This is a genomic window from Arthrobacter sp. H41 (assembly GCF_000520535.1).
GTDB lineage: Bacteria > Actinomycetota > Actinomycetes > Actinomycetales > Micrococcaceae > Arthrobacter_D.
Window position 1 is genome coordinate 1 of the sequence record NZ_KI914814.1, and the last position, 15,482, is coordinate 15,482.

The window sequence follows — 15,482 nt, forward strand, 5'->3', positions numbered from 1 at the left end:
CGTCAGCCGCCGCGCATCACCTGCCGTGAGAGATCCGCGGCGCCGATGAGTCCCGCAGCGGGCCCGAGTGCAGCAAGGTCGATGCGCGCAGCAGGCCGGAAACCGCGGCCCGTCAGGTTCCGCGCGAAGGCCCGGCGCGTGGGTTCGAGCAGGAGCCCTCCGGCACTACTGAGGCCGCCGCCGATCACGAAGGTTCCAGGATCAAGCGCCGCCGCGAGGTTCGCCAGGCCGAGTCCGAGCCACTGGCCGATGTCGTCGACCAGCTCCCTCGATGCCTGGTCGCCTCGCAGGGCGAGGCTGGTGACCAGGGCTCCCGTGATCGCCGGGACGTCGCCGTCCACGGCGTCGAGCAGGTTCCGGGCCACGGGGGAATTGGCTGCGGCGAGCTCCCGTGCCTCGCGGCCGAGTGCGTTGCCCGACGCGTACTGTTCCCAGCACCCGCGGTTTCCGCACTCGCACCGGTGGCCCTGCGGCACGAGGATCTGGTGCCCGAACTCGCCGGCAACGCCGTACCGGCCCCGCTCCACCCTGCCGTCCAGGATCATGGCGCCACCGATGCCGGTTCCGAGGGTGACACACACGAGGCGCGGCTCGTCGCGCCCGGCACCGAAGCGCCACTCCGCCCACGCCGCCGCGTCGGCGTCGTTCACCACTGTCACCCGCCGCCGCAGCAGAACCTCGAGGTTGCGGCGCAGGGGCTCGTTCCGCCAGGCGAGGTGCGGACTGAAGAGCACTGTCCCGTTCGCCAGGTCCATCCAGCCCGCCGCTCCGATTCCGACGGACCGGATGCGGAAGTCGCGCGACAGTTCGCCCACGAGTTCGGCGATGACCCGTTCCACCTCGCGTGCGTCCTGACCGGGCGTGGCGCGCGTGGCCTCGGCGAGGGTCCGCCCGTACACGTCGACGACGCCGGCCGCGACCTTCGTGCCGCCGATATCGACACCGACGGCGAGACCGCGCCGCGGCGGATAGGAAAGGCCCACACGCGGGCGGTGCGCAGCGAACGGTGCGCGGCTGTGCCAGGGGGGCATCGGTGGGGTGTCGGCGCGGCGGGAGCGGAAGAGACCCCTGTGCTGCTGGGATGCCATCGGATTTCCCCTCCGTTGCGGGAAGGCCTGCGGGGTTCCGCGTGACCGTTACTGATTCGTACATTACTGGACGGTAATTTATGCGCGAAAACCAGTAGGCTAGGGAAATCCCACAGGCATTGGTGATATCGAAGGAGCTATCGTGCGCGAAATCAGCGTTCCCGTCCTGGTGGACGTACCCCGCAACAGCAACACTACGGACCTCGTGGTGCGGCAGGCGGAAAAACCGTCCAACCCCGCCCTTTTCTCCGTTCCGGACGGCGACGGCCAGTGGCAGGACATCAGCGCCACCGAGTTCCGCAGCCAGGTGGAGGCAGTAGCCAAAGGCCTGATCGCGTCGGGCGTCAACGCCGGTGACCGGGTGGCCATCATGGCTCGCACACGGTACGAGTGGTCACTCGCGGATTTCGCCATCTGGTTCGCGGGGGCCGTGTCGGTTCCCGTGTACGAAACGTCATCCCCCGCCCAGGTGGCCTGGATCCTCAGCGATTCCGGTGCCGTGGGTGCTTTCGTCGAAGCAGCACGCCATGAGAACGTGGTCCGGGAAGCAGCGGCCTCCGAGAACCTCAGTGCACTGCAGCACGTGTGGCAGTTCGACGGGAACGGACTCGATGTCCTCCGCACTGCGGGAGCGGGCGTCGAGGACCAGGCAATCGCTGCCCGCCGGGCGATGGCCGGGCTCGACGACGTCGCCACCGTCATCTACACGTCCGGCACCACGGGCCGGCCCAAGGGTTGCGAGCTGACGCACGGGAACTTCGTCGAGCTCGCCGACAATGCTGCCGCCGCGTTACCGGAAGTTGCCCATGAAGGCGCGCAGACCATCATGTTCCTTCCCCTGGCGCACGTCTTCGCGCGGTTCATCTCCGTACTGTGCGTCTCGGCGGGAGCCACCGTGGCGCACACGTCGGACGTCAAGAACCTGCTCCCCGATCTCCAGAGCTACAAGCCGACCTTCATCCTCGCCGTACCCCGGGTGTTCGAGAAGGTGTACAACAACTCGATGCTGAAGGCCGAGGACGGCGGCAAGGGCAAGATCTTCCATGCAGGAGCCGACGTCGCCATCGCGTGGTCGAAAGCCGACCAGGCGGGCAGGGTCCCCCTGATGCTCAAGGCCAAACATGCCGTCTTCGATCGCCTCCTCTACGGCAAGATCCGCACCGCCATGGGCGGACGCGTCCAGCATGCAGTCTCCGGCGGGGCACCCCTCGGCGACCGTCTGGGCCATTTCTTCCACGGCATCGGGCTCATGGTGCTCGAGGGCTACGGCTTGACGGAGACCACTGCCCCCATCACCGTGAACACCCCGAAGCGGATCAAGATCGGCTCCGTCGGCGCGCCCCTGCCCGGCAACGCCGTGCGGATCGCCGACGACGGCGAGATCCTCGCCAAGGGGGTCTGCGTGCTGAAGGGCTACTTCAACCGTCCGGACCTGACCGCTGAGGCCTTTGCCGACGGGTGGTTCCGCACTGGCGATATCGGGCAGCTCGACGATGACGGATTCCTGTTCATCACCGGCCGGAAGAAGGAGATCATCGTCACGGCCAGCGGGAAAAACGTGGTGCCGGCGATGCTCGAGGACACCATCCGCGCCAACGCGATCGTCTCCCAGTGCGTGGTCGTCGGTGACCAGCGCCCGTTCATCTCGGCACTGATAACCCTCGACGAGGAAGCACTGCCGGGCTGGCTGGACCGCCACCAGCTGCCGGCCGGCACCACCATGGCCGAGGCCGCTGAGCACCCCGTGGTGCTGGCGGAGATCCAGGAGCTGGTGGACGGCGCCAACACGACTGTGTCGCGGGCCGAGGCCGTCAAGGTCTTCCGGATCGTCCCGACGGATTTCACCGAGACCAGCGGCCACCTCACTCCCTCACTCAAGATCAAGCGGGCCCAGGTGCTGAAGGACTACTCCGGCGTGATCGAGGGAATCTACTCTCCGAGCAAGGTCTGACCGCTGACCGGCCTGCGGAATTCCCGCCGGCCGGTCAGCCGGTCCCCAGGGACAGCAGGGCGTTCTCGACCACCTCGGTCAGCGCCGGGTGGATCCAGTACTGCCCCCTCGCCATGTCATGGGCGCTCAGTCCGAACGACATCGCCTGGATGAGGGGCTGGATGATCATCGACGCTTCGTGCCCCAGGATGTGGGCGCCGAGCAGCCTGCCGCTGCCCCGTTCGGCGATCAGCTTCACGAAACCGGTGGTGTCCTCCATCGCCCACCCGTAGGCGGTGGAGCCGTACTGCTGAACGGCGGTGACAACCTCGCCGCCGGTCGACTCGGCATGCCGAAGCGCTTCCTCCTCGGTCATCCCGACGGCGGCGAGCTGCGGGTGCGTGAACACCGCTGCTGGTACGTACTGGTGGTTGCTCAGGCGCAGGTCCTGCGGGTGGAGCAGGTTGTGCGACACCACCCGCGCCTCATGGTTGGCCACGTGCTTGAGCTGGTGTGCACTACTGACATCCCCCAACGCCCAGACTCCCTCCACCGGGCGCCCGCCACTGAGCACCCGCTGGTGGCCGTCGACGTGCAGGCTGCCGTTGGTCGACAGATCGAATCCCGCCTCCGATGCCCCGAGCCTGTCCGTATTGGCGACCCTGCCCGTGGCGACGAGCACCGCATCGACGTCGTATGCCTCGGGCCCCTGCGGACCCGACACCAGCGCATGCACCGAGCCGTCGCGGTTCTCCGTCAGCGAGGCGACGGTGGAGTTCAGGCGAACCTGCCACTGTTTACCCGCTTCCTCGGTGAACCGCTCCGACACTGTCTCGTCGAGGGCGGTGAGCAGCGCACCGGAACGGGCCACCATCGTCACCTCCGTCCCGAGGGCTCCGAAGACATGGGCGAATTCCGCTGCGATATAGCCGCCGCCGATGATCAGCAGACGTGCAGGCTGCGTCGCCAGCCGCATCACGGTGTCGGAGGTGTGGACCTGCGGAAGCGTGATGCCCGCTATATCGGGCAGCACTGCACGTGATCCTGCCGCGATCACCACCTGGTCGGCAGTGACCTCCTGCCCTGTTGCCGACACGAGCGATTTCTCACCGGTCAGGCGGAAGTACTCCTCGAACAGGGTGACGTTTTCCAGGTCCTCGGCCCGATACTTGCGTCCCCCGGTGGAGATCGCGTCGATACGGGTGAAGATGCGGTCGCGGATGTCGGGCCACCGCGCGCCCTCGAAAGTGAGGTCCACGCCCAGCCGCGATGATTCGCGCGGAGCAGTGGCAAGGCCCGCGGGGTAGACGTACATTTTCGTCGGGATGCAGCCGACGTTCAGGCAGGTCCCGCCGAAGGTCCCGCCGTCGATCAGGGCGATCCGGTGGTCATCCCACTCCGGGGTGATCAGGGTATTTCCGGAGCCCGAGCCGATGATGGCGAGGTCGTAGTGCGTCACGCCCCCTCCGGTGTCACCTCGAGGAGGAGGTCGCCTCCCTGGGCTTGGGCTGCACCGGCGGTGGTGCGTTTGATGGTGCCGGTGATGGGGGTGGTGATGTTGGCTTCCATTTTCATGGCTTCGATGGTGGCGACGGTGTCTCCGGCCTTCACGGTGGCGCCTTCTTGAACGGTGATGGTGACGGCTCCGGCGAAGGGCGCGGCGATGTGGCCGGGTTTGCTGGGGTCGGCTTTCTCGGCGGCTTTGACGTCGCTTTCGATGCTGCGGTCCCGGACGCTCACGGGGCGCATTTGTCCGTTCAGCACGCACATCACGGTGCGCATGCCTTTCTCGTCCGGGTCGGACACGGCTTCGAGGCGGGCGATGAGCCGGACGCCTTTCTCGAGTTCGATGATGTGCTCTGAGCCCTGCTGCAGGCCGTAGAGGTAATCCGCGGTGCCCAGGACCGAGACGTCCCCGTAGGTGTCCCGGACGGCCGCGTAGTCCTTCGCTGGGCCGGCGAAGAGGAGCCGGTTCAGGGTTCTCCGGCGCTCCGCCGAGTCGCCGGCGAGGCGTTGTTCATCCTCCGGGTCCAGGGCTGCATCGCGGGGTTTGACGGTGCGGCCAGTAAGGGCTTTGGTCCGGAAGGGTTCGGGCCAGCCGCCGGGCGGGTCGCCGAGGTCACCGTTGAGGAACCCGATCACCGAATCCGGGATGTCATAGTTCTGCGGGTTCGCCTCGAAGTCGGCCGGGTCCGCGTTCGCGCCCACGAGCTGCAGGGCGAGGTCTCCCACGACCTTGGAGGAGGGGGTGACTTTCACCAGGCGCCCGAGGATCTTATCGGCGGCGGTGTACATGTCCTCGATCGCCTCGAAGCGTTCCCCGAGCCCCAGCGCGATGGCCTGCTGCTTCAAATTGGAGAGCTGCCCGCCGGGGATTTCGTGCCGGTAGACCCGCCCGGTAGGTCCGGGCAGCCCGGATTCGAACGGTGAGTAGATCCGCCGGACCGCTTCCCAGTAGGGCTCCAGCGCGCATACCCCTTCCAGGTCCAGCCCGGTATCCCTGGGCGTGTGGGCCAGGGCCGCGACCAGGGCCGAGGCCGAGGGCTGGCTCGTGGTCCCGGCCAGCGGCGCGCTGGCCACATCCACGGCGTCCACCCCGGCCTCGATGGCGGCCAGCAGGGTCGCGAGCTGACCCCCGGCGGTGTCATGCGTGTGCAGGTGCACGGGCACCTCGAAGCGATCCCGCAACGCGGCCACGAGCTTCGCCGCCGCGGCGGGACGCAGCAGACCGGCCATGTCCTTGATCGCCAGGATATGCGCCCCCGCATCCACCATCCGCTGCGCGAGGTCGAGATAGTACTCCAGAGTGTAAAGAGTCTCCGCCGGGTCGAGCATGTCCGCCGTGTAGCACAGCGCGACTTCCGCGACGGCGGTCCCGGTCGCCCGCACCGCACGGATCGCCGGCTCCATCTGCGAGACGTCGTTGAGGGCATCGAAGATCCGGAAGATATCGATCCCCGAGGCCGCCGCCTCGGCCACGAACGCCGTGGTGACGGCTTCCGGGTAGGGCGTATAGCCCACCGTATTGCGCCCGCGCAGCAACATCTGCAAACAGATGTTCGGGATCTCCCGGCGCAGCGCATCCAACCGATCCCACGGATCCTCCCCCAGGAACCGCAACCCCACATCATAGGTCGCCCCGCCCCAGGCCTCGACCGAGAACAATTCCGGGGTCAACCGCGACACCGGGCCGCCGGCCGCGGCCAGGTCCCGGGTCCGCACCCGGGTAGCCAGCAGCGACTGATGCGCATCCCGGAACGTCGTATCCGTCACCGCGACCGCCACCTGGGCCCGCAACTCCGCCGCGAAACCCTCCGGCCCGAGTTCCAGCAACCGCTGCCGCGAACCCGCCGGCAACGGTACGTTCCGATCGGCATCCCGGTCCTCCTCGGGGATGCGGGGGAGTTTCTCCTGCGGATCCAGATGCACCGGACGCTCCCCGTGCGGCTTGTTGACCGTCACCTCCGCCAACCACGTCAACAGCTTCGTGCCCCGGTCCGCCGGGATCCGGGCCGTCAGGAGCTCGGGGCGCTCATCGATGAAGGACGTCGCGACGTTCCCGGCAATGAAATCAGGATCATCCAACACCGCCTGCAAGAAGCTGATGTTCGTCGAAACCCCGCGGACCCGGAACTCCGCCAACGCACGCCGGGCCCGGGTCACCGCCGAGGCGTAATCCCGGCCCCGGCAGGTGAGCTTCACCAGCAACGAATCGAAATGCGGACTGATCTCCGCCCCCGCATACACCGTCCCACCATCCAACCTGACCCCGGCACCACCCGCGGAGCGGTACGCGCTGATCCTGCCCACATCGGGCCGGAACCCGTTCGCGGGATCCTCCGTGGTGATCCGGGACTGCAACGCCGCGCCCCGCAGATACACCGTGTCCTGCGACAACCCCAGATCCGAAAGGGTTTCACCCGCGGCGATCCGCAACTGCGCCTGCACCAGATCCACATCGGTGACTTCCTCCGTGACCGTGTGCTCCACCTGGATACGCGGATTCATCTCAATGAACACATGCTCCCCGGCACGCTCCCCCACCGTGTCCACCAGGAACTCCACCGTCCCGGCATTCACATACCCCAGGGCCGTCGCGAACTTCACCGCGTCCCGGTGCAACGCCTGCCGGATCCCCTCATCCAGGTTCGGGGCCGGGGCGATCTCGATGACCTTCTGATGCCGGCGCTGCAACGAACAATCCCGCTCGAACAAATGCATCACATTCCCGGCCGCGTCCGCCAGGATCTGCACCTCGATATGACGCGGCCGCAACACCGCCTGCTCCAGGAACATCGTCGGATCCCCGAACGCCGACTCCGCCTCACGCATCGCCGCCTCCAACGCCTCCGGCAACGCCTCCCGCGAATCGACCCGGCGCATCCCCCGACCCCCACCGCCGGCCACGGCTTTGGCGAACACCGGGAACCCGATCTCCTCCGCCGCCGCAATCAACTCCGCCACATCCGCGCTCGGCCGCGAGGACGCAAGCACCGGAATACCCGCAGCCCGCGCCGCATCCAACGCCTTGACCTTGTTCCCGGCGAGTTCCAGCACATCCGCCGGCGGGCCCACAAACGTGATCCCCGCCTCCGTCGCAGCCCGCGCCAACCCCGGATTCTCCGACAGGAAACCATAGCCCGGGTAGATTGCATCACACCCCGACTCCCTCGCGACCCGCACGATCTCCTCGATATCCAGATACGCCCTCACCGGATGACCCTCCACCCCGATCAGATACGCCTCATCAGCCTTCTGCCGGTGAATCGAATTACGGTCCTCAAACGGAAACACCGCCACCGTCTTGGACCCCGCCTCATGACCGGCACGAAACGCACGAATGGCAATCTCACCACGATTAGCTACCAGAATCTTCGAAAACATCGCTCTCCTGCGTCCTTGCGGGTCGGTTGCGGCTTGCTGGGAAGTTCCTCCGATCCTACAGTTCGGTTCCTGGGGGAAGTTCATCTCCCCGTAGCGACACGTAATGGCGGGCGGGGACGGTCCGGAGCCTCGGCTCGTCCCTTTAGAATGGTCGAGGGATTTTTGCTCACCTGCTGCACACCTGCCGCAGGACACCAGGTTAGGAATGGGTATCTCGCGTGCAAGTTGTCAGTATCAGCAGCCTCAAAGGCGGAGTCGGGAAGACCTCGGTCACCCTGGGGCTTGCATCGGCGGCTCATGCTGCGGGAATTCCGACGCTCGTGGTCGACCTCGATCCCCATGCGGATGCCACCCGGGGGCTGGGCGCTGAACGAGGCGGCCAACTGGACATCGGGCGGCTGTTGAAGGACTCACGCCGCGGGGACCTTGCCGCCCACACGGTTCCGAGCGGTTGGACTGCGACGGCCGGCCGGCCGGGCCCTGCGGGCAGGATACCGGCGCTGGACGTGGTCGTCGGTTCCGGTACTTCGGCAAGTTATGACCGGCCGGACCTCGGCGCGCGTGACCTCAGAAGACTCTCGACGCTGTTGTCGCGGGTCGATCGGTACAGCCTGGTCCTCATCGATTGCCCGCCCTCGCTCAACGGGCTCACCCGCATGGCCTGGACTGCCAGTGTCCAGGTGCTCCTGGTGGCCGAGCCGGCGCTGTTCTCCGTAGCCGGAACCGAACGGGCCATGCGCGCCCTCGAGCTTTTCCGTTCGGAGTTCGCGCCGAACCTCAGGACGGCGGGAATCGTGGCGAACCGGGTGCGGCCGGCATCCAACGAGCACGCCTTCCGGCTGAGGGAGATGAAGCGGATGTTCGGGGACCTCCTGCTCAGTCCGACGATTCCGGAGCAGGCGAACTGGCAGCAGATCCAGGGTGCCGCCCACTCGGTGCATTCCTGGCCCGGGGACTCGGCGCGGCAAGCATCGGGGTACTTCGACGAGCTCCTGGGAAACCTGTTCGATTCGGGCCGCCTCCGGAGCCGCGCGTCGCGCCGGTAAGCCTCGAACCGGCTGAACGCCCGCGAAACGAGAGATGCCCCGGATCGACGGTCGATCCGGGGCATTTCTCGCTTTCCAGAGGGTTTCCCGAGCGTTTCCTGCTGGCGCATGCCGACTCGTAGCCGGACGCCTGACCGGACGTCAGCTGATGCGGCGTGCCGTGGTGCGGCGCTTGCTCAGCTCGTCGCCCGGGAAGCCCTGCCCGGGCGCGTGCTCGCTGGGAAGTGCCGCAAGGGTGCCTTCGACTTCGCGCCAGACCCGCCCTACGGCGATGCCGAACACGCCCTGGCCGCCCTGCACGAGGTCGATGACCTCGTCGGCGGAAGTGCACTCGTACACGCTGGCGCCGTCGCTCATCAGGGTGATCTGGGCGAGATCCTCGACCCCGCGCTCCCGAAGGTGCTCCACGGCACTGCGGATCTGCTGGAGTGAAACACCGGTGTCGAGCAGGCGCTTCACGACTTTCAGCACCAGGATGTCGCGGAATCCATAAAGACGGTGCGTGCCGGAGCCCGTGGCTCCCCGCACGGCAGGCTCGACGAGCCCTGTCCGGGCCCAGTAGTCGAGCTGGCGGTAGGTGATCCCCGCGGCCTTGCAGGCGATGGGGCCGCGGTAGCCGGCGTCCTCGTCGAGGACCGGGAGGTCCTCGGTGAACAGTAAGCCCTGGGCACTTGCAGGTAGCGCGGAACCCGCAGCTGCCTGGCCCGCAAGCTCGCCGGCATCACCCTTCGGACTCACGCGCTGCCTCCTCATTGGGGTTCCCGGGAATGTAGCTTGAAAAGCCTGCGGGCCCGGGATTGAACTCAAGTCTGCCCCGGCTCGGGCTTCGGTGCAATGGGAACTGTTCTTCGACGTTAGATCGCTGCGGTTCGAAGGTCAAAGACCCGGCCCCTATAGAATTCCCGTGTCGGCGGAAGCTTAGGCCGGATGGGGAGTCGGAGCGGGCCTCAACCCGCGTCCGGAGGATCAGCTCTCGAAGTCCTCGGGTTCGACATCGGCGAGGAATTCCCGGAACTGGCGGAGTTCCTTCTCGGCGGTTTCCTGCTTCTCATCGGAGGCATCACCGGCTTCGCCGTCATCCTCCGCCTCGGCGATCTCGACCCCGGCCGCAAGCAATACCTCGTCCGCGCAGAAGATGGGACACGGCACGCGCAGGGCGACCGCCAGTGCGTCGGAGGCCCGCGATTCGACGGTCGTGCCGTCGTCGAGCACCAGTTCGGCGTGATAGACCGTGTCCTCCACCGAGGTGATGCGCACCTCGGTGATGCCTCGTCCCGCAGCAGCCACGACGTCGACCAGCAGGTCGTGGGTCATGGGGCGTGGTGGGACGATGCCCTGCTGTACGAAGGCTATGGCGCTCGCTTCCGGCGCGCCGATCCAGATGGGAAGGTGCTTCGGCCCCGAGACTTCCTTGAGCAGCACGAGGGGCTGGTTCGAGGGCAACTCGATCCTCACCCCGACGACTTCCACTTCGATCATCGCAGGGCGCCTAACTGTCCAGCCTGGAGATGTGGCTGTAGACGAGGGCGCTGTGGAGGCCGAGGCACAGTTCGCTGATCTCACGCGCGGTCTCGGCAGCGCGGGCTTTGGAAGCAACGTCGCGGCGGGACGCTTCGGGAGCGATCACCCGCTCCACGAGGCCCAACTCGCGGTCGGCCGCGGCGCGGAAGGGGCGCAGATGCCGGGGTTCGATGCCGTGGCTCTCGAGTTGGACGCAGGCCTTCGTGATCTTGAGGGCATGTTCGTCGAAGCGGCCGTCAGCGGGCGCTATCAACCCGAAGTTCACGAGGTCCGCCATGAGCCGAGGAGTTGCACCGGCTTCCGCGGCAAGCGTCTCGGCGGTCAGGCTTCGCGCATGGGAACTCAGCTCGCGGGCGAGCTGATCGGACACCATACGCGGCGAGAGGCTCATCCCGCCGGGCAGTGATTCGGGCCGCTCCCCCCTGTCGATGGCATCGACATAGTCCTTGATGACTTTCAGGGGAAGGTACTGGTCCCGCTGCAGCGCCAGGACGAAGCGGAGGCGTTCGACGTCGTGCGCCGCGTACTTGCGGTAGCCCGCGCGGGTCCGCTGCGGGGTGATCAGGCCCTTTTCCTCGAGGAATCGGATCTTCGAGGCGGTGACCTGGGGATAATCCTCGGCGAGCTCACGCAGGACCTCGCCGATGTTGCGGACGCCGGAGCCCGGGAGCGCCGGAACCGTACCGAGGCTGCGCCGGCTGGAAGGAGTTGAAGGCATGAAGCGGACTACGCCTGCGCGGTGTGCTGCGTCGGGGGCTGGCCGGCGGCGCCCGTGCGTGCCGCGTAGAAGGTGAGGCGGAACTTTCCGATCCGCACCTCGTTGCCATTGCGAAGCGCAATGCTGTCCACGCGGTCGTTGTTGACGTAGGTGCCGTTCAGGCTCCGGGTGTCGACCACCAGGAAGCCCGTTTCGGTGCGGCGGAACTCGGCGTGCTGACGGGACACAGTGACATCGTCGAGGAAGATATCCGCATTCGGGTGGCGGCCGGCTTTCGTCACGTCCTCGTCGAGGAGGAATCGGGCGCCTGCGTTGGGACCGGAGTGCGCGATCAGCAACGCGGATCCCGCAGGAAGAGCCGCAACAGAGCCCTGTTCCTCACGGGTGAGGTTCCGCTCGATCTCGGTGGTCTCGATCTGCGGGGGCAGACCGATGGTCGTGGTCTCCGAAGATTCCATCTGCGGTTCCCCTCCGTTCGCGGCTGCGGTGTTGTCGCCAACCATTGGTTTTCCTCCCCACCCTACGTGTCCTGAGATCTGTGGCCTGGCCATCCCGGGTAGCGGAAACTGCCAGAGCCGGTAGCCCTAGCCTACCTGCTGCGAGTATTCCGAAGAACTCAACAATTCCTCCATCACTGCGGCACTTTCGACGCGAATTTCGAGGAGCCAGCCCTCGCCGTACGGGTCGGTGTTGATGAGCGACGGATCGTTGTCCAGGGCCTCGTTGCGTGACACCACTTCACCTGAAACCGGAGCATAGACATCGCTGACGCTCTTGGTCGACTCGACCTCGCCCACGACGTCGGCGCCGCTCACCGTGGAACCGGCGTCCGGCAACTGGACGTAGACGACGTCACCCAACGCGTCCTGCGCGAAATCGGTGATACCGACGCGCACCACGCCGGCGGCATCCGGCTCGCTGATCCACTCGTGCTCGGCCGTGTAGTGGAGACCTTCGGGAATGTTGCTCATGATCGCCTTTCGGTTGGTGATGCCGGGTGAGGACCATAGGGCGACTGCACCCGGTCCGGTATGGATCGAGTATAGGCATGGTTCGGCCCCGTTCAATGACAAGCGGACACAGAGAAGGCCCGCCTTCGCCTGCTGCCTGCAACAGGTGAAAACGGACCTTGGACTGCTGTTCCATCCGTCGGGATGACAGGATTTGAACCTGCGACCCCTTGACCCCCAGTCAAGTGCGCTACCAAGCTGCGCCACATCCCGAACAGTTCAACCTTACCGGTCAAACCACCTCGATAACTCTACAGCATACGGCCGGTTTTCCCGGACGAGGACCCTGCCGTCAGCGCTTCCGGCTGCGCTTCTCCCTCACGCGCATGCTGACTTCGATCGGGGTTCCCTCGAATCCGAAGGTTTCCCGTAACCGTCGCGTAATGAAGCGGCGGTAACCGGGATCGAGGAAGCCCGTGGTGAAGAGGACGAACTTCGGCGGGCGGCTCGAGGCCTGCGTGCCGAAGAGGATCCGCGGCTGCTTGCCTCCCCGGACGGGGTGCGGATGAGCCGCCACCAGTTCCCCCAGGAAGGCGTTGAACCGGCCCGTGGGAATCCGGCGGTCCCAGGACTCGAGTGCGACGTCGAGTGCCGGCACCAGGCGGTCCTTGTGCCAGCCGGTCAACGCCGAGATATTGACGCGCGGCGCCCAGTCCACGTGGGCGAGGTCCTTCTCGATCTCACGCTCGAGGTAACGCCTGCGCTCGTCGTCGAGCAGGTCCCACTTGTTGAAGGCCAGCACGATCGAGCGGCCCGACTCGATCGCCATATTGAGGATCCGGACGTCCTGCTCGCTCAGCACCTCGTCGACGGCGAGGAGCACGACGGCGACTTCCGCCTTCTCGAGGGCGGACTGCGTCCGGAGGGAGGCGTAGTAGTCGGCGCCCTGCTGCATGTGCACGCGCCGGCGAATGCCCGCAGTATCGACGAAGCGCCAGGTGCGCCCGCCTAGTTCGAGCATCTCGTCCACGGGATCGCGGGTGGTGCCGGCCAGCGGATCGACGACCACGCGGTCGGTCCCGGCGAGCTTGTTCAGCAGCGATGACTTGCCGACGTTGGGCCGCCCGATCAACGCCACGCGGCGGGGTCCGCCGGACCGCTCGATGCCGCCGTGCTCGGAGAACTCGGGGAGGGTCTCCACCACTTTGTCCAGCATGTCGGCGGTTCCGCGGCCGTGCAGTGCCGAGACCGGCCAGGGCTGGCCGAAGCCGAGGCCCCACAGGAACGCGGCGTCCGCCTCGTTCTGGATGTCGTCCACCTTATTGGCCACGAGGATGACCGGCTTCTTCTTGCGCCGGAGCATCCGCACCACTGCCTCGTCGGTCGCTGTGGCACCGACGGTGGCGTCGACCACCAGCAGCACGGCGTCGGCCATGTCCACGGCGATCTCGGCCTGGTCGGCGACCCGCCGGTTGATGCCCTTCGCATCCTGTTCCCACCCGCCGGTATCCACGAGCGTGAAGTTGTGGCCGGTCCACTGTGCGGGGTAGGACACCCGGTCACGCGTGACACCGGGGGTATCCTCGACGACTGCCTCCCGGCGGCCGAGGATCCGGTTGACCAGGGTCGATTTGCCGACGTTCGGGCGTCCGACGATGGCGAGGACTGGGTTCAGCCGGTGCTCGGCGTCGTCGTCGTAGTTTTCATCCTGACGCGCAAGAAGCGCAGCGTCCTCGTCGTCGAGCTCATAGTCCTCGAGCCCGGCGCGCAGCGAAGCGGCGCGGACCTCGGCCTCGGCGTCGTCGAGGACCTCAAGCCGCTCGGCTATCCGATCCTCGCCCGCGGGCTCGAATTCCTCGTCGGATCCGTTGGGATCCAGGGGCGGAAGAATTCCGCTCATAATGCATTCCTTCGTTAGTACGTGGCTGGTGGGCGGCGCCTGGCTGGTGCTCCGATCGTCTCGAGTGAGGGTTTCGGGGCATCGGCCGTCCGGCGCCTAGTGGGCGACGGCGCGCACGACGTCGAGAACTGCGGACACGGTCTGCTCGAAATCGAGCGCCGAGGAGTCGACGGTGACCACTCCGTCTGCGGCCTGCCGGAAGTTGACCACAGTGGAATCGCGGGCGTCCCGCTCGAGTACCTGCTGCTTGAGCTGGCCCTCGCTCTGTGAACCGCCCAGCTGGTCGCCGCGCCGGCGGAGGCGGGCCTCCTCGCTTGCCGTCAGGAGGATTCGCACCTCGGCATCGGGGGCGACGACGGTGGTGATGTCGCGTCCCTCCGCAACGATGCGGTGCCCGGCCCCGGCGATCAGGGCGCGCTGGCGGCGGATCAGTTCACTCCTTGCACCCATGGTCGTCGCAACGGCGCTGACAGCGGACGAGACGGAGGGCTCCCGAATGGCCTCCGTGACGTCCTCGCCCGTCACGGTGACCGATTCGCGGTTCGGATCCGTGCTGATGAACAGGTCGACGCTGCGGGCGGCCTGCTCGACCGACACGGCGTCCTGCAGGTCCACGCCCTTGGCCAGGCAGTGCAGGGTGACCGCGCGGTACATGGCGCCGGTGTCGAGGTAGGCGGCGTGCAGGCGCCTGGCAACTTCCCTGCTGACACTCGACTTGCCCGAGCCCGACGGCCCGTCGATGGCCACCACGAGGGATTTGCCGAGCCGGAAGCGGGAAAGGGGACGGGTCTCGTTCACTGGATCACCTTCCAGCCCCGCTGCGTAAGGGACTCCGTCAATGTCTGCCGCTTTCCCGGCAGGACCGAGATCTCGGCCATCCCCAGCTGGCGTCCTGGTGAGTGTTCAAGCCGCAGGTCCTCGAGGTTGATGCCGGTGTCACCGATCTCGGTCAGCAGCCGGGCGATCTGCCCGGGCGTGTCATCCACGAGCACCGTCAACCGGGCGAACGAGCCCGGGGGCGTGCCGTGTTTGCCCGGGATCCGCGCCTGGCCGGCATTCCCCTCGGACATCAACTGGGCCATGTCGAGTCGCGCGCCGTCGGCGACGGGGTTCTCGAGGGTCCCGATCAGGCGGTTCAGGTCCTCGCGCACCCCGTACAGGATGTGCACCAGGCGCTCGGCGTTCGCGGTGAGGATCTGCACCCATAGGCCTGGATCGCTTGCGGCGATGCGTGTGACGTCCCGGAGCCCGTTGCCGGCGAGCGACAGCGCGTTCGCCGGAGTCTCCTGCAGGCGGCTCGCCACGAGGGAGGACACCACCTGCGGCAGGTGCGAGATGAGGGCGACGGCCTGGTCGTGGTCATCCACGCTCATGCGCGCCGGGATCGCCCCGAGGTCCACGGCCAGCGCTTCGGCGCAGCGCACCGCGGCGGATGAGCTCTGTTC

General features: G+C 67.0%; 13 protein-coding genes and 1 tRNA gene. 2 read left to right on the forward strand and 12 right to left on the reverse strand.

Annotation, left to right across the window (positions count from 1 at the left end):
- Positions 1 to 2: 2 nt before the first annotated feature.
- Positions 3 to 1,088, reverse strand: a complete 1,086-nt coding sequence (locus tag Y705_RS0112570) for an ROK family protein (RefSeq protein ID WP_026533107.1) — start codon at positions 1,086 to 1,088, stop codon at positions 3 to 5.
- A gap of 142 nt (positions 1,089 to 1,230) precedes the next feature.
- On the opposite strand from Y705_RS0112570, the gene Y705_RS0112575 reads away from it, so the two are divergent.
- Positions 1,231 to 3,039: an AMP-dependent synthetase/ligase gene (locus Y705_RS0112575; protein WP_026533108.1), complete on the forward strand. Its 1,809-nt coding sequence runs from the start codon at positions 1,231 to 1,233 to the stop codon at positions 3,037 to 3,039.
- A 34-nt stretch (positions 3,040 to 3,073) separates the two neighbouring features.
- On the opposite strand, the gene Y705_RS0112580 is transcribed toward Y705_RS0112575, so the two are convergent.
- Both Y705_RS0112580 and Y705_RS0112585 read right to left on the reverse strand, forming a co-directional pair.
- Positions 3,074 to 4,477 (reverse strand): mycothione reductase, encoded by a 1,404-nt coding sequence (locus Y705_RS0112580; RefSeq protein ID WP_026533109.1) that lies wholly within the window; start codon positions 4,475 to 4,477, stop codon positions 3,074 to 3,076.
- Entirely contained in the window at positions 4,474 to 7,902 is a 3,429-nt protein-coding gene (locus Y705_RS0112585; protein ID WP_026533110.1) for a pyruvate carboxylase, read from the reverse strand. The genes Y705_RS0112580 and Y705_RS0112585 overlap by 4 nt, the downstream gene beginning before the upstream one ends.
- Before the next feature lie 218 nt (positions 7,903 to 8,120).
- Here Y705_RS0112585 and Y705_RS0112590 point away from each other — a divergent pair, with 218 nt between their 5' ends.
- Entirely contained in the window at positions 8,121 to 8,948 is an 828-nt protein-coding gene (locus tag Y705_RS0112590; protein ID WP_026533111.1) for a ParA family protein, read from the forward strand.
- A 141-nt stretch (positions 8,949 to 9,089) separates the two neighbouring features.
- On the opposite strand, the gene Y705_RS0112595 is transcribed toward Y705_RS0112590, so the two are convergent.
- The 9 genes from Y705_RS0112595 to Y705_RS23250 all read right to left on the reverse strand — a co-directional run.
- A complete protein-coding gene (locus tag Y705_RS0112595; protein ID WP_026533112.1) occupies positions 9,090 to 9,686 on the reverse strand; it encodes a MerR family transcriptional regulator in 597 nt (198 codons plus the stop codon).
- Between the two features lie 228 nt (positions 9,687 to 9,914).
- A complete protein-coding gene (locus tag Y705_RS0112600; RefSeq protein WP_026533113.1) occupies positions 9,915 to 10,427 on the reverse strand; it encodes a bifunctional nuclease family protein in 513 nt (170 codons plus the stop codon).
- A 10-nt stretch (positions 10,428 to 10,437) separates the two neighbouring features.
- Positions 10,438 to 11,187, reverse strand: a complete 750-nt coding sequence (ftsR, locus tag Y705_RS0112605) for a transcriptional regulator FtsR (protein ID WP_026533114.1) — start codon at positions 11,185 to 11,187, stop codon at positions 10,438 to 10,440.
- Positions 11,188 to 11,195: 8 nt separating this feature from the next.
- Positions 11,196 to 11,690 (reverse strand): FHA domain-containing protein, encoded by a 495-nt coding sequence (locus Y705_RS0112610; RefSeq protein WP_026533115.1) that lies wholly within the window; start codon positions 11,688 to 11,690, stop codon positions 11,196 to 11,198.
- A gap of 81 nt (positions 11,691 to 11,771) precedes the next feature.
- On the reverse strand, positions 11,772 to 12,158 hold the full coding sequence (gcvH, locus tag Y705_RS0112615) for a glycine cleavage system protein GcvH (RefSeq protein ID WP_026533116.1): 387 nt from the start codon (positions 12,156 to 12,158) through the stop codon (positions 11,772 to 11,774).
- A 178-nt stretch (positions 12,159 to 12,336) separates the two neighbouring features.
- A tRNA-Pro gene (locus tag Y705_RS0112620) sits at positions 12,337 to 12,410 on the reverse strand.
- 79 nt (positions 12,411 to 12,489) lie between these two features.
- Positions 12,490 to 14,037 (reverse strand): ribosome biogenesis GTPase Der, encoded by a 1,548-nt coding sequence (gene der / locus Y705_RS0112625; RefSeq protein ID WP_049822717.1) that lies wholly within the window; start codon positions 14,035 to 14,037, stop codon positions 12,490 to 12,492.
- A 96-nt stretch (positions 14,038 to 14,133) separates the two neighbouring features.
- Complete coding sequence (cmk, locus tag Y705_RS0112630; protein ID WP_026533118.1) at positions 14,134 to 14,835, reverse strand: (d)CMP kinase; 702 nt, start codon at positions 14,833 to 14,835, stop codon at positions 14,134 to 14,136.
- Positions 14,832 to 15,482: prephenate dehydrogenase (locus Y705_RS23250; protein WP_253908609.1), on the reverse strand; the 651-nt coding region annotated here is incomplete at its 5' end. The genes cmk and Y705_RS23250, both read right to left, overlap by 4 nt.